14 protein-coding genes and 3 tRNA genes are annotated in these 15,979 nt (G+C 45.9%); 7 read left to right on the top strand and 10 right to left on the bottom strand.

Features of this window, described 5'->3' with window-relative positions; translation table 11 throughout:
* Window position 1 precedes the first annotated feature (1 nt).
* Complete coding sequence (locus IDJ77_RS15075; protein WP_191189794.1) at window positions 2-652, top strand: hypothetical protein; 651 nt, start codon at window positions 2-4, stop codon at window positions 650-652.
* 74 nt (window positions 653-726) lie between these two features.
* Here the strand turns inward: IDJ77_RS15075 and IDJ77_RS15070 are convergent, their stop codons facing one another.
* The 4 genes from IDJ77_RS15070 to IDJ77_RS15055 all read right to left on the bottom strand — a co-directional run bounded on the left by IDJ77_RS15070 (window position 727) and on the right by IDJ77_RS15055 (window position 4,220).
* Window positions 727-2,052 (bottom strand): site-specific integrase, encoded by a 1,326-nt coding sequence (locus IDJ77_RS15070; RefSeq protein ID WP_191189793.1) that lies wholly within the window; start codon window positions 2,050-2,052, stop codon window positions 727-729.
* A gap of 503 nt (window positions 2,053-2,555) precedes the next feature.
* Window positions 2,556-2,628 (bottom strand) — tRNA-Lys (locus tag IDJ77_RS15065).
* A gap of 132 nt (window positions 2,629-2,760) precedes the next feature.
* Window positions 2,761-3,786, bottom strand: coding sequence for a WD40/YVTN/BNR-like repeat-containing protein (locus IDJ77_RS15060; RefSeq protein ID WP_191189792.1), 1,026 nt, complete (start codon window positions 3,784-3,786; stop codon window positions 2,761-2,763).
* Window positions 3,783-4,220, bottom strand: a complete 438-nt coding sequence (locus IDJ77_RS15055) for a DUF2147 domain-containing protein (protein ID WP_191189791.1) — start codon at window positions 4,218-4,220, stop codon at window positions 3,783-3,785. Before IDJ77_RS15055 ends, IDJ77_RS15060 begins: the two co-directional genes overlap by 4 nt.
* Before the next feature lie 346 nt (window positions 4,221-4,566).
* Here IDJ77_RS15055 and IDJ77_RS15050 point away from each other — a divergent pair.
* From IDJ77_RS15050 to IDJ77_RS15040, 3 genes are all read left to right on the top strand, one after another.
* Window positions 4,567-4,650 (top strand) — tRNA-Leu (locus IDJ77_RS15050).
* Between the two features lie 154 nt (window positions 4,651-4,804).
* Window positions 4,805-4,888: transfer RNA gene (locus IDJ77_RS15045), tRNA-Leu, on the top strand.
* Window positions 4,889-5,008: 120 nt separating this feature from the next.
* On the top strand, window positions 5,009-5,914 hold the full coding sequence (locus IDJ77_RS15040) for a hypothetical protein (RefSeq protein WP_191189790.1): 906 nt from the start codon (window positions 5,009-5,011) through the stop codon (window positions 5,912-5,914).
* Here the strand turns inward: IDJ77_RS15040 and IDJ77_RS15035 are convergent.
* On the bottom strand, window positions 5,899-6,957 hold the full coding sequence (locus IDJ77_RS15035; RefSeq protein WP_191189789.1) for a helix-turn-helix transcriptional regulator: 1,059 nt from the start codon (window positions 6,955-6,957) through the stop codon (window positions 5,899-5,901). The genes IDJ77_RS15040 and IDJ77_RS15035 overlap by 16 nt on opposite strands.
* Before the next feature lie 264 nt (window positions 6,958-7,221).
* Here IDJ77_RS15035 and IDJ77_RS15030 point away from each other — a divergent pair, with 264 nt between their 5' ends.
* Window positions 7,222-8,676: an RtcB family protein gene (locus tag IDJ77_RS15030; RefSeq protein ID WP_191189788.1), complete on the top strand. Its 1,455-nt coding sequence runs from the start codon at window positions 7,222-7,224 to the stop codon at window positions 8,674-8,676.
* Window positions 8,677-9,012: 336 nt separating this feature from the next.
* Here the strand turns inward: IDJ77_RS15030 and IDJ77_RS15025 are convergent, their stop codons facing one another.
* The gene (locus IDJ77_RS15025; RefSeq protein WP_191189787.1) at window positions 9,013-9,744 is read right to left on the bottom strand and encodes a Shedu anti-phage system protein SduA domain-containing protein; all 732 of its coding nucleotides are present in this window, start codon (window positions 9,742-9,744) and stop codon (window positions 9,013-9,015) included.
* Between the two features lie 153 nt (window positions 9,745-9,897).
* Between IDJ77_RS15025 and IDJ77_RS15020 the strand changes: the two genes are divergently transcribed.
* A complete protein-coding gene (locus IDJ77_RS15020; RefSeq protein WP_191189786.1) occupies window positions 9,898-10,674 on the top strand; it encodes a DUF2971 domain-containing protein in 777 nt (258 codons plus the stop codon).
* A 425-nt stretch (window positions 10,675-11,099) separates the two neighbouring features.
* Here IDJ77_RS15020 and IDJ77_RS15015 read toward each other — a convergent pair whose 3' ends face one another.
* The gene (locus IDJ77_RS15015; RefSeq protein ID WP_191189785.1) at window positions 11,100-12,110 is read right to left on the bottom strand and encodes a hypothetical protein; all 1,011 of its coding nucleotides are present in this window, start codon (window positions 12,108-12,110) and stop codon (window positions 11,100-11,102) included.
* A gap of 192 nt (window positions 12,111-12,302) precedes the next feature.
* On the opposite strand from IDJ77_RS15015, the gene IDJ77_RS15010 reads away from it, so the two are divergent.
* Complete coding sequence (locus tag IDJ77_RS15010; protein WP_191189784.1) at window positions 12,303-12,956, top strand: dioxygenase family protein; 654 nt, start codon at window positions 12,303-12,305, stop codon at window positions 12,954-12,956.
* Window positions 12,957-12,969: 13 nt separating this feature from the next.
* On the opposite strand, the gene IDJ77_RS15005 is transcribed toward IDJ77_RS15010, so the two are convergent.
* The 3 genes from IDJ77_RS15005 to IDJ77_RS14995 all read right to left on the bottom strand — a co-directional run bounded on the left by IDJ77_RS15005 (window position 12,970) and on the right by IDJ77_RS14995 (window position 15,972).
* A complete protein-coding gene (locus tag IDJ77_RS15005; RefSeq protein WP_191189783.1) occupies window positions 12,970-13,572 on the bottom strand; it encodes a DUF1684 domain-containing protein in 603 nt (200 codons plus the stop codon).
* Between the two features lie 59 nt (window positions 13,573-13,631).
* Entirely contained in the window at window positions 13,632-14,843 is a 1,212-nt protein-coding gene (locus IDJ77_RS15000) for a PQQ-dependent sugar dehydrogenase (protein WP_191189782.1), read from the bottom strand.
* Window positions 14,844-15,006: 163 nt separating this feature from the next.
* On the bottom strand, window positions 15,007-15,972 hold the full coding sequence (locus IDJ77_RS14995; RefSeq protein WP_191189781.1) for a DUF2167 domain-containing protein: 966 nt from the start codon (window positions 15,970-15,972) through the stop codon (window positions 15,007-15,009).
* Between the last annotated feature and the right edge of the window lie 7 nt (window positions 15,973-15,979).

The raw sequence follows: 15,979 nt of genomic DNA, 5'->3' as shown, positions 1-15,979 counted from the left end.
CATGGCAAACAAAAAAGAAATAACTGAAGAATTGCTGACCTCTTTTCACCAACAGTTCTCGGAGAACCAAAATCATCTCCAAACGGTTTTTATACAGTTCCTTTCGGCTGTATTGGTGATATTGGCCGGGTATGGTTACGTTTATGCAAATACCGCAAGTAATGCAGATTTTTTTAATGTAACCGTATTTCCAAAGACAACCACTTTGCAGAGTTACGCGATTTTGCATTTGCTCGGGTCCTTCCTCATCGCTGAAATCATTTTGGGGCTGCTTATCACGCTGATCCTGAATATCGGATATGGTTTCCGGCGTGACCAGATGGTGATCTTTAATATCCGGCAGGAGTACCTGGGCGATGTATTCCACCTCCGTATTTTCGGTAATAAGTCCTTCGACCCGAGAAACAAGTCCATTTACGTATTTCTACCGGAATTTAACCGAATGTTCGTTTATGCCATGGCGCTGATCCAGCTTCTTTTACTTGGCTCTCTGATCTTTGCATTGCATAAGGCGAGTCTTTATTATTTTGGCGAATACTGGTACATCAGCCTATTTATTTGCTTGCCGTTGGTTTGGACGTTTTGGGTTTACGGTACTTATTGGCGGAAATATAAAAAGGTTTGCTGTACAGCAGCCTCAACTATTATATAATAGCATGACGACGGGAAGATATCAAAATAGCCTTCGAACACACTGCAGACTGCTTAGTTATTAACCAATTAATTTTATCGCTTCAATGAACCTATTTGTCTCAGTTGCCCATCTTTTGTAAATAAAATTTTTCTCCGGTTAGCATAAGTTCTACTAATCAATTGTTTCCCAACACGTGCGTAGCGTTGGGTTGTCCGGATTGTTTTATGACCGAGCATTCTGCTCACTTCTGCCAGCGAAAATTCCAATATATTTAACATGATATCAGCGAAAGTGTGTCTTGCAAGGTGTGTGTTGAGATCCCTGTTTATGCCACAAATCGTTGCAAGTTCTTTTAAATAGCAGTTGTAACGATAATTACTATTTATCGGTATTAGCCGTCCGTGCTCGGTTCTGCAGAGATGATTTTCATAACGCGAAAGTATTTCTTCGATAATCGGCATGATTGGCACCATCTCGATAACTCCGGTTTTCCCTCTGTCTTTAATCAACCAACGTTCTCTGGCTACACCTACCACGGTTATATTTCCAGGTGTTAGTGCATATACGTCCTGAAAAGCAAATCCTGTGAAACACTGAAAGATAAAAGCATCCCTCACTTCAGCCAGGCGACGTATAGGAATCTTTTTCCTCCATATCTTTTCTACCTCTACAATCTCCAATGGTTCAATTTCGTTTTCCTCGGTTCTGCACTTAAACTGTAGGAGTGGGTTTTTATTAATCCAGTTACTTCGTTCCGCAAAGTTCAATACGCTTTTTGTTTTTTTGATGTGATTTTTGGCCGATGCATCCCTAATTACTTTTTTCTGTTCGGTGGTTAAATACAGGTAAAAATCGAAGGCGAAAGCATGTCTGATTTTGTCGAGGTTCATGTCAAAGGCGCCATATCTAAATTGCAAAAACTCTTGCAATTTCGTTCTCGTTGAGTTCCATTGTTTTAGCGTTTCCTTAGACCGCAGTCCCTTTTCAACCATCTTTTCAAAATTTGTAATATGTATATTGACCGTTTGCAAAAGGGTGGGGATTGATGATTTCTTTTCTATAAGTTTTTCGCTTTTGTTAACTACTTTCTGCTGTTTCGCTGGTTTACCCAAGTAAACATTCTTAAGCATTAATGCTGTGATTTTCTCGTACCGACCTTGTAGAAATATAAAATACCGATTTAAATCAACCGTCAATTCGCTGATTTTAAGATTTATTTCCTTGGTTTCCTTGTCTTTGCCTTTAGCTTTCTTGTTGTCTAGATCCCATTCATCAAAATGTGCTTTTTTACCGATCGCAATCTCCGCTTTAGGTCCGCCTTTAATACTGATTCGACATATAATTGGAGCGTAGCCATTCTTATCTTGTTTTGATTTTCTATGCCAAAAAAGCAAAGATATATTTTGATTGTTTTTCATGTTCAGCCGAAACATAACCAACAAATTCGGTTAATCGGGATAGAAATAGGGGAGGTAATATTGTAATAACTATCATTTCATAACCACTTTTTTACTTAACTGGTGCCCAAAAGTGATGGCGATTTATACTCAACCAAATGGATAAAAATTGATTTGACATGATTTAGTCAGATTTGATTTTTTGTAAATCATATTTTGGACAGAAAAGGTCCGTTTTGGACAGGTCTTTTTTCGAAAGGACGTGATCCCACCGGGATCACACGGGATCATAAATAAATAATCAGATTTTTAGAAATAAGTATTTGATTTTTAGATATTTAAGTAGTTTTTGAAATGTGATTTTAAAGAGGTTAAAAATGGATGGGATCACGCTTTTTTTTATTAAAAAAGCGGCTATTTGAAGGTGAAAATGGACTTATTGAGCAATAATAAGGGCATTTATTAGTGGTTGATTTTAAACGAAAACACCCTGTAAATGCTTGATTTACAGGGTGTTACATTCGTGATCCCGCTGGGATTCGAACCCAGGACCCCAACATTAAAAGTGTTATGCTCTACCAGCTGAGCTACGGAATCATCTTTTCAACTTGTTTCGCTACTGTAAGCGTTTCCGTTTTAAGTGGTGCAAATATACGCCGATAATACATTGCCTGCAAGTCTATTTTAAAATTATTTTCAAGTAAAAAATAAGGCTTTCATTATCAGTATTTAAGGGGTGTAAATTCCTATTTTGCCCCTATCGCCGGCAAATAAAACAAGGTTACCCTTCTTTGCTTTGCGGCAAACGTTGTAGCTTTTATCGTCAATTTTAACCCATGTTTTGCCGCCATCGGTACTTATACAGCTTCCCGGTGTGCCGGTAGACAGAAAAGTATCACCCTTTATATACTCCACCGACGACTGAAAGCCCACGGGGTTTGTAGCAGAGAGTTTCCATTGAGTCCCAGGATAGCCATTGTTTGTCCCATAATATTCCGCTATCGAATCGGTACGGGCGGGCTTTGCATAATCGCCGCCCACGATAACCCGGCCCGTTCCATTAGCAACAGAAAAAGCGCCCTGGCTTTGTTGGCCGTGCAATACTTTAAGGTCGCGGGCTACCCACATGTTGGGTGTTTTGTAATTAAAAGTCAACTCACGACTGGCAGCACCGCCGGTAACAATAGAGATACCTTTTTTATCCACCCGCAAACAGGTGCCGCTCGCAGCAAAGGCAGCTTCACCCTTCAAAGCGGCTGGAGCGTTTGGCATTTCGGCCCAGGTTTCGCCGCCATCTTTGGTTTCCAGCAGCAGGAATTTGTCTGTTATTGGGTCGCCCATAATAAAGCCGTGTTTTTTATCTGCAAAATCCATGGCATCTAAAAAGTATACGCTATCGGTTTTGCGGTATTTCTCCTGCCAGGTGGCACCGCCATCAACGGTTTTTAAGATAACCGCCGGCGTACCCGAGCTCATGATCACTGCTTCTTTGGCGTTAAAGGCCTCGATATCCCTAAAATCGAATTTCTCGTAACCTTTCAGCTGCTGAAATGCCCATGTTTTACCACCGTCGTTACTAATGCCCACGTTGCCGCTGCTGCCGCTTACCCAGGCGGTACTATCGTCTACCACGGATAGGCCGCGCATACTAATGCGGGTACCCTCGTGTACCAGCTTAATGGTTTGCGCTTTTAAATTTGTGCCGATGAACAGCAATGCCGGCAGTGCGGCGCAAAGGATAGTTTTCAGTTTCATTTTACACGTGCCCAGTTTTCGCTTCGCCCAAATAGCGAAATGCCAATATAGCCACGAATTTTGAGAATATCGCCCTTTATTGTCATTTTACAGCTATAGGTTTTGCCCGATTTGGGATCGTAGATGGTGCCGCCCTCATAAACGTCGTCGCCATCGAAGGTAAAGTTCTTCAATAGTTCTATCCCCAGTTTTGGGCGCGATTGCAGGGCCTTATCCGGGTTCAGGCCATCCAGCTTGGGGTTGCCGCTGGCATCGTTTGGCTCTTTCATCCAGGCAAGTTTGCCATAATATTTATCCCCTTTTTTAAAGATAAGCACCTGGCCTTCGCCACTTGGGTTTATCCATTTGCCTAAAATAGCGTCGGCTTTTTGTGCCGAAGCGGTAAGCGCGCATACCATGGTAAACAGCAGCGCCATGCAAGTTCTTTTGATCATGTAGTGTAATAATTGGTTAGTCCGAAGGTAGGTTTTACCATTGTATTTGCAAAACGCAGCTTATTTTGCAGAGAATCGCTTTAAAACAGAACCACCAACAGAATGGGTTTTGGCAATAATTTCAGGCTTGTTCGCGTTCGACATGGAGCCCGAACAGCCCGAACAAGCCCGAACAAGCGTAATTTAAAATGGATCACCTCTAAATAAGCCTCTAAAAGTTCCAAAAACGATTTCCCTGTTATTTTGCATTTATTTTTATTTGGATGGTGTATTCTTTTATATTTGCAGCCCGCAATGTGTTAAGGGCCGCAAGCCTGCACACATTTAACGGGAAAATCGTTCTATTGCCCGGATGGCGAAATTGGTAAACGTTGCGGTCTCAGAAGCCGTTGAGAATTGTCTCTTGAGAGTTCGAGTCTCTCTTCGGGCACATCCATTTTTTTAGATGTGAGATATGAGATGTAAGATATGAGTTTTGCTCATCACTTACATCTCATATTGATCGTTTGGTCTTATAAGATATAGTGCTTAATTACAAGCTTATCTCATATCTAAAATCTCACATCTCAAATCTTTTTTAAAATGCCCAGGTGGCGAAATTGGTAGACGCACCATCTTGAGGGGGTGGCATTCGCAAGGATGTACGAGTTCGAATCTCGTTCTGGGCACACTTCACAAATCTTTTCAGGGACTACTCCCTGTACAGCCCTACAAATACTACATCTGTACTATTGCCATATTGTCCTTATCAGGGTATCTTTAGCTTAACAACCCTCACCCCTAAGCACATGAAAATATCCCTGCTCCCCATCCTGCTTTGTTTTGCAAGCCTCGCTTTTGGCCAGGCGCCAAACCAGCCATTTTTGCACCAGCGCTTTGATGCCGAATTCACCGCCGCATCCACCCAAACTGGCGATGGTAAATACTTTCAATCGTTGGCCGCGCCGTTCGAGGCCGGGGACGCGGCTTTCATCGTTTATCGCTCCAATGATTTTGTTGTGCTGCTTGGCGTGCAGGATTCTTTGGGCAGAATTTCTCTTAAACAAGATGAGCGGGTTTTTAGCAAAACCAAAGGCAGCATGCTTAAACTACCTTTTCGCCCACCATTTAAAGGAAAGTACAACTTCATATTTTCTACCAAAGAAAAAGGCGCTACCGGCAAATTCTCGCTCGACCTGTACCTATACCGAAAAGGTGCCGACAGGGTGCGCAACACAGCCACTACCAACTTTAGCGATAAATTGAAGTACCTTCTTGGGCAAAAATTCCTGGGGTATGAATTTGTAAAACTGAGCCAGACAAACAGCTTTATGGGCGCCAGCTTTGTGCCAACGGTTAAATTGTTTAACGAGGCCGAATGCAAAATAAGTGTAATGAGCGGCTCTTCTACCTATGCCTGCAATTTCCCTGCCTATACCGACCTTACCGCGGCAAACAAAAAATTTGATGAGCTGGAAGCCGCTACCCGCAGCACTTTACCGGCAGAATATGCGCGAGGGGTGAACAGGGCGGACAATTTCTCGGGCAAAACGAAGGAGCATTTTGTCCGCGGCGTAGTTTTTACCGAATCCGGCGAACTCCCCTTTGATGTCGACCCCATGCAGGCCATCACCCAAATAAAACACATGATCACCATCAGCATCCGCACAAGCTCTACACCTGGCGAGTATTACCTCTCCTACGATCTCGACTGATCGTCGGGCTCAGCAGCCGGCGATCTGTGTTCGATGGTGTATCGATCCAGCGCCTTGCTTAACTGCGACTTTATCTGCCTAACCAACGTACGCGGACCTAATACACGCAGCTTAGCGCCGAAACCCAGCAGCTCGCGCTCCAGCTCAAAGTTCATAATAACACGGATGCTGAAGATCTTGCCGCCGTCCTGCTCCTTCAGCAGCTTTTGGGTGTGATGCAGTGGCTTGGTGACTACATATGGCGCGTTGGCATCGTCTACCCAAAATACCACCTCGTTATCGCGCTGGCCGGGGCTTTTGGTAACGCCCAGCACATCGTTATAATAGGTGGCGAGGTCTATACGGGTGTTTTCGCGGTAGCCCTCTTCGTGTTCTTCAACGGTTTTTATCCTGTCTAAAGCCAGCGTAAGCATGGGCGAGTTACGTGCGTGCGACTGCCCCAGCACAAACCAGCGGTTGCGGTACTCTTTCAGTAAATACGCACTGAAGCAAAAGGTACTGGCATCCCGCGCCTTAAACGACTGGTAGGTAATGCACAGCGTTTGCTTAGCCACAATAGCCTTGCGGATCACCTCTATCCATTCCAAACCCTTCAGGTTATCGTTCTTTTCGAAATCGATCACCGGTGGGCTCTGGGTTTTCTGGGTGTAGATCTTGTCCTCCAGCTTGCTCACCATCTCGTTGATATCCGCAAAATGCCCGAAGCCCTTAAACTGCTTCAGCAAATCCGACACCTCGGTAAGTACCTGCATGTCCTGTTGGTTTAAAGGGCTGTTGGTAATGCTGTAGTTCTTATCTTCATAGGTATAATACTTCTTATCCACCACCACGATGGGTGCTTCGTAACCCAGCTTATTGCTGCGCATCATCTCAATATCAGCCTGTATGGTGCGGCGGCTCACCCCGGTATTGATGCCCTGGTACTCGTACAAAGCGTCGGCACAGGCGTCGATAAGGTCCTCCAGCGTCCATTTGCGGCGGCGGTTCTGCAGGCAATGGTCGATGGTGCGGTAGCGGATAAGGGCGTTGCGGTTTACAGGCATCTTTTGATTTCGGATTTCGGATGTTCGATTTCGGATTTATATCATCCGGGTTCGGCAAACATTTTTTTATAATATTATCAATTTATTTTCTACTGCGCAAATAGATTGCGCAGTGCGTATATTTCTTTGTACTGTCAACTCACCCCCACCCCCTCTCTACTTCGTAAAGAGAGGAGCAAAAAGCAGCTAACACCCTCTTTGCGGAGCAGAGAGGGTCGGCCAGCGGAGCGTTGCCGGGGTGAGTAGATTAACGAATTTGATACAATGGAAAAAGAAAAAGTAAGCAACAACGAATTAAAGGCCTTAGGCATTAATGATGTTAAAATATTAGAAAATTTTAGCCGCGTAGCTAACGGCTTGCTTAAACACGGCGTGATGGATAAAACCCAGATCCTGGCTAACCTGGAAGCGCTGATAGACGACCCTATGCCCTACGCGCTTAAAAAAGGCGGCAAGTTTAAAAACCTGGCCGAAACCGTGGTACAGCTGCGCAAGGAAGGCAAGTTTTTAAAACAAAGCCGTACCGTTTTTAAGCTGAAAGAAGAGATCGCAACGTTCCCGGTTTTTGGGATAGAACATATTGAGGTAGGCGCGCTGGCACAGATGAAAACAGCTATCCAATTGCCCATAGCTGTCGCCGGCGCGCTGATGCCCGATGCACACCAGGGCTACGGCCTGCCTATTGGCGGCGTGCTGGCCACCACGGCCAATACCATTATCCCCTTTGCAGTGGGTGTGGATATTGCCTGCCGGATGTGCCTTAGCATTTTTGATCTGCCCGCCAGCATGATAGATTTTGAAACCGACCTGCTGAAAAGCCTGTTGCTGAAAAACACTTACTTCGGGATTGGCTGCACCACCAAAACGCACCATGACAGTTCGCTGTTCGACAGCAAAACATGGGGCGAAACCAAGGTGATCCGCAACCTGAAGGATAAAGCTTACGCGCAGCTGGGTACCAGCGGCACCGGCAACCACTTTGTGGAATGGGGCGAACTGACCATTGCCGACGGCGTTTTAAACGGCATCCCGGCGGGTACGTACCTGGCGCTGCTCTCCCACTCCGGCTCGCGCGGGTTTGGCGGCAGCGTGGCCGACTACTACAGCAAAATAGCCATGACCAAAACCAAGTTGCCGCCCGAGGCTAAACACCTGGCCTGGCTGGACCTGGATAAGGACGAAGGGCAGGAATACTGGATTGCCATGAACCTGGCCGGCGAATACGCCAGTGCCAATCACCACGAGATCCACAATAAAATTGCCTGCGCGCTTAACCGTGCGCCGGTAATGATGATAGAGAACCACCACAACTTTGCCTGGCAGGAACAACTGGCCGACGGCACCGAAGTGATGGTACACCGCAAGGGTGCAACCCCCGCGGGCGAAGGTGTGCTGGGCATTATCCCCGGCAGCATGAGCACCCCCGGCTTTGTGGTGCGCGGTAAAGGCGATGCCACCAGCATCAACTCGGCAAGCCATGGCGCGGGCCGTTTAATGAGCCGGAGCGCCGCCATTAAAACGCTGGACAGGGAAGCCATTGCTGCCAACCTCATCGACAAGCGCATTACCCTGATGGGCAGCGACGTGGACGAGGCCCCAATGGCCTACAAAGATATCCACGCGGTAATGGCCGCGCAGCAGGACCTGGTGGAAGTGCTGGCCAGCTTCCAGCCACGTATTGTAAGGATGGCGGACCCAAGGGAGAAGCCGGAGGATTGATGAGCAGTTTGCAGTGGGCGGTTGGCAGTTTGCACACGGGATTAGCCTGGTAGTCGCCGTCGCAGCTAAAATCCCTCCCCGGGGAGGGCACGGGTTGTCATCCTGAGCCTGTCGAAGGGAGCGCAAAGGCAGGGAGAGGTTATCCACTATACAAGGCTGTATGTGTGTTTATTGTTTAGAAAAGCAGGGGCAGCAATACTTAGGTTAGGTTCTGCCCCGCTATTCGCTGCAAGCCGCTGATAGAAGCGGGCTTTACGCTGCTATCGGGTTTAGGGAGGTTAAGCTGGAAGCCTATGTTTTTATTCGAAGTTACAACCTTCGACCAGTGAGTGGGGATTAAATGCTAATAAAATCGTGCCCCAGTTCTTTAAACCGATCGAAGTGTTCATTATAACTTCGGCATTGCAGTATTTCGTCTAAAAGTCCTGAATAAAAATGATGATGCCCTTTTCTGCATATTAGTCGCCATTCAGCATCGGTCATACATTTAAAAAACGGGTTACCCAAAGCATTTCTTTTATAGAAAGGTTCGTAATCCATTTGACCGGAATAAATTCGGGCCTGATCAAAATAATGTACGCGCCATTGAGCAATATCTGTCAGTCGATCAAAAGACAAAATTTCAATACCGTTCTCTTCCGCTATCTGTCGTCTTTTTTCCAGCTCTTCCAGGTCATTTGTTCTGCGCCCAATGATTATTTTGAAACTAAGTTTACTATCTCGAATAATTTTGGCGTTGTCTGTCGGAAAGGTTCTGTAAAAAAGCGGCTTGTCATTTATCAAAAGCCTTTTCCAATCTCGTATTTGTTGAAGTGCTGCATTAAATTTTGCGGAAGGTTTACCGGCTTTGTCAAATAACTTTGTATGAGGGCTTTCAATTTCAACAAGTTCATATTCTGTACCATTGCTGTAACCTTCTTTAACAACTACAAAGTCAGTTTCGTAATTAGAGCTAAGTTTTAATCTTGATATCACAAGATAGGATTCGGCTACTGTCAAAAAAACTGCGGGATGGTTTTGTAGATAGTATTGATAATCCTGTTCTTTTAACTTAGTGTTGTTAAGCATCTTTTCCCAAGTATTAAGTATATCTTGATAAATGGTAGAATTCCTAAATTTTGTCCAGTCGTAACAAATCATGAATAGCCTTTTGTGAATTATTTTAGTTATGGTTTTCTAATATCGAAAGAAAAAGCGATAGTTGAATTTAATTTTATAAATATGGAAAAACTTGTATCTGAGGATTTGAAAGTTATTTCAAGGCAGAATTTACAATCTGCATTGAATCAAAAATTATTATATAAGTATGCCAGTTTCTCAACTGCCGCAAAATATATTATAGAGGAAAAGACATTAAAGTTCACTAACCCATTGGATTTCAATGACCCATTCGATTGCAATGAAGAAATATTAAACATCAATATAGATCCGGCTCGTTTGGATGAATATGCCAAAAATACAGGGAGAGAATTTAATCGCCGACAACGCAGAGAGCTAGTAAGAACCGCGAAAAAGAAATATTCGTACGCCGAGGTCTTAAAGTTAGAAAAGAAGAAATTCAAAATATGTTGTTTTTCCACTAAGAATGCCGACACGCTTATGTGGTCACATTATGGAGATATGCATCGTGGTATCTGTTGCGGTTTTGAGTTACCGTTAATGTCTGATCAATATAATATATATCCTGTCAATTATATTTCAAAAATCGAAAAGCTTGATGGGCTAATCCCCACCGATCAAATGTTTCATTATTGGCTGACGAGGAAATCAATTTGCTGGGAATATGAATCTGAAATAAGAGCAATTGGTCGGGATTTGCCAGACAAGGTTAGTTTTGAATCAGAACAGCTGAAAGAAATTGTCTTCGGTTGTAAGGTAAAAGATAAGGATATAGAAAAGCAAATAAAGGCGGTAAAAAAAGCACGACATAAATGGATAAGATTCAAAAAAATGCAGATTGATAAGTCAACTTTCGCTTTGAAAAGTGTTGACTTGTAAATTCATCAGGTAGTTTATCCCACTGGGCTAAGTTTAGCGCAGCATAACTTTGACGCAAGTACCCACACCTGGCTTAAAAGCGACGTACAAACCTATAGATCTCGCTATTTATTAAATGTTTCCAAAAGCCTATATTTGAATATTGTTTAAATGAAAACCATCAAGGATGAATTACAGGATATCATTCTCAGAGATGAACAAACTAGCACAAACAGCTAACTCAAAAAAACCCAAACTTTCCTTAGACGATATGCGGAAACAGGCAGCTCAATTGAAAAACAGCAGCATTTCGAAAATGAAGAAACAGTAGCTCCTACTGGTCGAAGTTTAGCGCAGCGCAACTTCGACCTAAAATATTTAAGCTTTCAGCTTAATCGCATAAAAAACAAACCGCCGGGCAGCTCATCACTGCCCGGCGGTTATGCTTATTTACTAAAGCAAACAGTTTTTAGCTTTTGGGTGTAATCGGGGTGCAGGGGTTCGTTGGTTTGCGCGAGGCGCTGCGAACCTACATTTGCGGGGCATGCAATGCCGTTGGGGGCATCGTACACCAGGTCTGGTTTGCTGGCCACAAGCTCTTTGGGCACATAAATTTGTGTTTTGGTAACCGAGTAGCCGCTGGGGATAAAGCGGATATAATACCCATCCGGGTGCAGGCTCCATATACCCGATGGAACCTCCGGGTCGGGCTGCGGGGCCAGGCCGGCAATGATGGCGTATTTTTCCATTTCCTCGTACGATGACGAACCCGATGCCGCAAGCCTGCGGATGTTATTCTCCGCTTCAAATACAGCTTGCACCGCCGGTGGCAGTTGGTCCTTGGCTTTATCCATCAGGCTTGCCGGCAATACGCCAAGTGCACCGCCTTCCAGCATCAGCAGTTGCTGAGGGGTAAGCAGGGCGCTTGCGGTGAGTTTTATATCGTTACCCATATCAACAAAGCGCGTGCGGGCAATAATGGCCCAAAGCAATACCTGGATGCTGTGTTGGGTAACCTCGGGGTGCTTCTCTGCATTTTTCAGGATCAGGATAACCACATCCTTTTTGGGGCCCAATACAGGTGCCAGCATATAACCATCGCCGCTGCTGGGGCCGCGGGTACCGGCGTGCAGGCAATAGCTTTTGTTGGTCATTTCGTAAAAGCCTTCGCAAAGTTTAAAGCCGCCGGTTGGGGCTTTAGGTAACAGGTACAAAGGCTGTGGTTGTTGCCCTTCGGTGAATGAAGGCGGCTTGGAGCCTTTCTTATCAACGTCCTGAAAATTGGTGGTGATGGCTTGCGGCTGTTTCAATATTTTGTTCAGTCCGCCGCCGGAGACTACCTCGGTGCCTTTATCCAGCAGTTTTTTTCCAAGGCCACCAAATTGGGCACGGGCGTTAACAGAGAACACCAGGCATAATGCTAAAACTAAGTAGTTGCTAATAAGTTGTTTTTTCATGTAAGATGGTTTTGTGTCGCAAATTAACCAAAAAGACATTAATTTAATATTAATATTAACCATTGGTTTATTTGTCGTTACAAATGAATAAAGAACGCGCGCCCTCCCCTCCTGTTAAATATCTATCCCCCCTTTTATTTCCGGCAAACATGTTTAAATTAGGGCAACCCATTTACCCCCTAATTCCCGATCATGAAAAGAGCAAACTTCTTAGCCGCTTTGGGACTAACGTTTTTAGGCGCAGTGTTCTCGTCATCAAAAAAGGCGGCTATTTTAACCGATTGCGGCGACCCTATCACTCCAACAGTACCCGAAGGGCCTTACTATAAAGACGAAAAACTAAACCGCCCCAACATTGCCGAGCATAAAGAAGGACTGCCCGTTACCTACCTGTTTAAGGTGGAAGATAGCAACTGCAAGCCCATAGCCGGCGCCATAGTAGATATTTGGCAGTGCGACAATAACGGCCATTACTCAGATTATCAGCAGGAAAAAACACTTGGCGAAACCTGGCTACGAGGTTACCAGGTAACAGATAAGAAGGGCAAAGTTCGGTTTGATGCCATATTTCCCGGCTGGTACAATGGTCGCCTTACCCACCTGCACGCCAAGGTACGTGTTGAGGGCAAGGCTCCGCTTACCACCAACTTTTTCTTCCCTAAAGAGGTAGAAGATAAAGTTTACCAGCACCCGCTTTACCCCAGGGGCCCAAACCCGGTTACCCTGGCGCAGGATTTTGAACTAAGAGGCGATAAAGACAGCCACCGGCGCGATACGCTGCTGATGCAGATATCGCACGATGAAAAAGGAAACATGATAGCTAAATATACGATAGCGATAGCTTAGTGAGGCTAACTGCTTAATGCCCAACCTCCTTAGCAAACTTCTTCTCCCCTGCGGCTATCGCAATTTTTAGTTGATTTTCATCAGGTGGTTTGGGGCAGGAGTAGCCGCCTGCAAAGGCGCAATACGGGTTGTATGCCTTGTTAAAATCGATAATTACGCTACCGTTTTTAAAATCCCCTTCGCGAAGGTCGATATAGCGGCCGCCGCCGTAGGTTTCCTGTCCGTTGGTTTCATCGGTAAAAGGCAGAAAAAGGTAGTCGGCGTAAGCGGGGATCTTCGCGAGCTGGGTGTTGCGATAAACTGATAGTGTTACCGGCTTGCCGTTTACCTGCATGCTTAGCGTCGCGTATTTTACATACTCGCTGCCGGTACCTGCAAAAACGGGCATTACAAAAGTGGGCGCGCTGGCCACTACCAGTGCTTTGGCTTCCACGCGGTAGGTGCTGTCGGCATCGTAAAAGCGCAGGTATTGCAGGTCCTCATTTTTCAGCGGCGAGTTTTTATCCTCCAAAAAATCAGCCTTATACTTTTCGCGGAAAGCCGCTATTTGTATTTTATGATCCTGCGCCAAAGAGGCGGTTGAAGAAAGGACGAAGAAAATTAATAAGTATCTCATTATTTTTATATCTAAATACGGATGGTAGAGAAACTACTCCCCCTTCACCACTCACCAACCTACTTCCCAATCCTGTACAGCTTCCCGCTATCAGTTACGGCGTACAAGGCACCATCCGTGCCGTTGGTAATGGCGCGCCAGCGTTCTTTCTTATCGCGGAAGAGGCGTTCTTCGCCGGTTACTTTATTATCGACTATTAGCAGGCGGGCAATGTGCGAACCACCTAAACCGCCTACAAAAAGGTTATTCTTCCACTCTGGGATGGCGGTGCCGGTATAAAAGGCGATACCTGCCGGCGAGATGCTTGGATCCCAGTAGTAAATGGGCTGGGTCATGCCTTCTTTTTGCTGGATGCCGTCGCCAACTTTATCGCCGCTGTATTCTATACCATAAGTAATCACAGGCCAGCCATAATTCTTTCCTGCACGGATGATATTGATCTCATCTCCGCCGCGCGGGCCAAACTCGGCTTCCCACAATTCGCCGGTAACAGGGTTCCACGTCATGCCTTCGGGGTTACGGAAACCGTAGGCGAAGATCTCGGGCAGGGCATCGGGTTTGCTGGCAAAAGGGCCACCGGCAACAGCCAAGCCGTTTTTAGTAATGTGGATCACCTTGCCAATGGCGGCATCCAGGTCCTGCGCTTTCATGCGGATATCGGCACCCGAGCGTTCGCCGGTGCTTACAAACAGGTTACCCTGCTTATCAAACAAAATGCGCGAGCCATATTGCAGCGTGCCCCGGTAGGCCGGGCGCGCGCGGTATATCACCTGGATATCTTCTATCGAACTTTCGTCGGCAGCTAATTTGCCTTTGGCTATGGCCAATACATTGCCGTCGGTACCGGCTTCGGCGTAGTCCCAAAATATCATGCGGTTTTTGGCAAAATCCGGATCGATGTTCACATCCAGTAAACCGCCTTGCCCCTGCGCCACTACGGCAGGCAGGTTTGTTATTTTTTTATCGGGTTTGCCATCGGCCTTCAGGATGCGCATGGTGCCTACCTTTTCGGAAATGAGGAAACGCCCGTCGGGCAGCACGCAGATGCCCCATGGACTTTTCAGGTCGCTGGCCAAAACGGTTGCGGTTATGGCAGTTTGGGTTTTTACGCCCGGTGCGCGGGTTTGCCCGGCAACAGCCGATTTATAGTCACTATTGGGCGATTTGGTCTCTACAGGTGCGCCCGCTTGCTGGGCAACAGCAGGTGTAACTGCCATAGCCGATAACACGCCAAAGCTTAATAAAAGTTTTTTACAGGATACCGGTAGCATAGTATAGGTGTTTAATGATATACGAATTAGATACCCTAAAATTAGGATTTAGTTTTGAGTTACCACATGCCCAATCTCCCGGGTTTGCTTAACCCTCAATATTTTTACAAAAAAGCCCGGGCTTTTCTGCAAAACCCGGGCATGTTATTTAAAACAGATATGATTATACTACCGGTTTATCTTCTTCCTTTTTCTCTTCCGCGTCGTCGCCAAGCGATTCAAACGCGGCTACGGGTTCTTTTTCTTCCTCGTCCGGAGTAAGGGGCGCTGCATTTTTCTTGCCGGTGAAGAATTTTTTGATGGCACCGCCCACCGCCACAAAAGCCAGAGCTATCAGCTTCCAAAATTTAACAGCAAGGGCAAAAAAGCCAACCTTGGCCAGTATTTTACCGGCAACCAGGCCACCAATGGTCCAGGCGGCTACCTTATCAATACCCGAATCGAAGTTGGTGTATTTGTTGCCATCGGTAAATGCAACCATGGTAAGCACGTGCGGCACATCGGCTTTTACGGGTGCTATTTCGTTCATGGTGGCTATGGCGTTTAATACCAGCACGCCCTTGCGGCCCAATACCCGCACGTTATAGTTGAGGGTATTTAAGCTATCGGTACCAAATTTAACTTCTTTGGCCCAATGCAGGATGTGCTTATCGGCATCATAAAACGGCTTGGCGGCCCAGCCAACAATGGTGATAGGCTCGTACCCGGCTTTCTGGCGCTCGGCGTTTTCTTCAACGGTCTCCGTTTTCAGGTTGGTAAGCATCTCATCATAATCAACGTCTTTGGCATCGTCGTCTTTTACGTAGCCGATGGCATCATATTGAATGTTGAATACATAGCCGCCGGCCACAACACCCTGCGCCTCGGGCAGGATGAAGCCTAAGGTCATGTTGGGCGATTTGGGGTTGCCCCAAATTTCGGTAAGTACCCTTAGCGACTGTACCGAATCGAGGTATTTAAACCCTTTTGGAACGGTTACCGTGGCAATGCCATCGCCAATTTTGATGGTGCCATGCTGATAGGTGAATGATTTTTCGAGGGCAGCGATCTTCAGGGCCGTGCTATCCTGCGCCAGGGAAGCATTTATACAAAGGCCTAAGAAAACAATGAGGGCGTAAAGTTTTTTCATGCAATAA

The organism is Mucilaginibacter pankratovii (assembly GCF_014773265.1).
GTDB lineage: Bacteria > Bacteroidota > Bacteroidia > Sphingobacteriales > Sphingobacteriaceae > Mucilaginibacter > Mucilaginibacter pankratovii.
Note: the sequence above shows the minus strand (reverse complement) of the source record. Positions and strands in the feature narration are given on the sequence as shown.

Excerpts from the sequence above, each read along its gene's own strand:
- IDJ77_RS15075 (WP_191189794.1), top strand. The coding sequence starts at position 2 with ATGGCAAACAAAAAAGAAATAACTGAAGAATTGCTGACCTCTTTTCAC.
- IDJ77_RS15070 (WP_191189793.1), bottom strand. The coding sequence starts at position 2,052 with ATGAAAAACAATCAAAATATATCTTTGCTTTTTTGGCATAGAAAATCA.
- IDJ77_RS15060 (WP_191189792.1), bottom strand. The coding sequence starts at position 3,786 with ATGAAACTGAAAACTATCCTTTGCGCCGCACTGCCGGCATTGCTGTTC.
- IDJ77_RS15055 (WP_191189791.1), bottom strand. The coding sequence starts at position 4,220 with ATGATCAAAAGAACTTGCATGGCGCTGCTGTTTACCATGGTATGCGCG.
- IDJ77_RS15040 (WP_191189790.1), top strand. The coding sequence starts at position 5,009 with ATGAAAATATCCCTGCTCCCCATCCTGCTTTGTTTTGCAAGCCTCGCT.
- IDJ77_RS15035 (WP_191189789.1), bottom strand. The coding sequence starts at position 6,957 with ATGCCTGTAAACCGCAACGCCCTTATCCGCTACCGCACCATCGACCAT.
- IDJ77_RS15030 (WP_191189788.1), top strand. The coding sequence starts at position 7,222 with ATGGAAAAAGAAAAAGTAAGCAACAACGAATTAAAGGCCTTAGGCATT.
- IDJ77_RS15025 (WP_191189787.1), bottom strand. The coding sequence starts at position 9,744 with ATGCTTAACAACACTAAGTTAAAAGAACAGGATTATCAATACTATCTA.
- IDJ77_RS15020 (WP_191189786.1), top strand. The coding sequence starts at position 9,898 with ATGGAAAAACTTGTATCTGAGGATTTGAAAGTTATTTCAAGGCAGAAT.
- IDJ77_RS15015 (WP_191189785.1), bottom strand. The coding sequence starts at position 12,110 with ATGAAAAAACAACTTATTAGCAACTACTTAGTTTTAGCATTATGCCTG.
- IDJ77_RS15010 (WP_191189784.1), top strand. The coding sequence starts at position 12,303 with ATGAAAAGAGCAAACTTCTTAGCCGCTTTGGGACTAACGTTTTTAGGC.
- IDJ77_RS15005 (WP_191189783.1), bottom strand. The coding sequence starts at position 13,572 with ATGAGATACTTATTAATTTTCTTCGTCCTTTCTTCAACCGCCTCTTTG.
- IDJ77_RS15000 (WP_191189782.1), bottom strand. The coding sequence starts at position 14,843 with ATGCTACCGGTATCCTGTAAAAAACTTTTATTAAGCTTTGGCGTGTTA.
- IDJ77_RS14995 (WP_191189781.1), bottom strand. The coding sequence starts at position 15,972 with ATGAAAAAACTTTACGCCCTCATTGTTTTCTTAGGCCTTTGTATAAAT.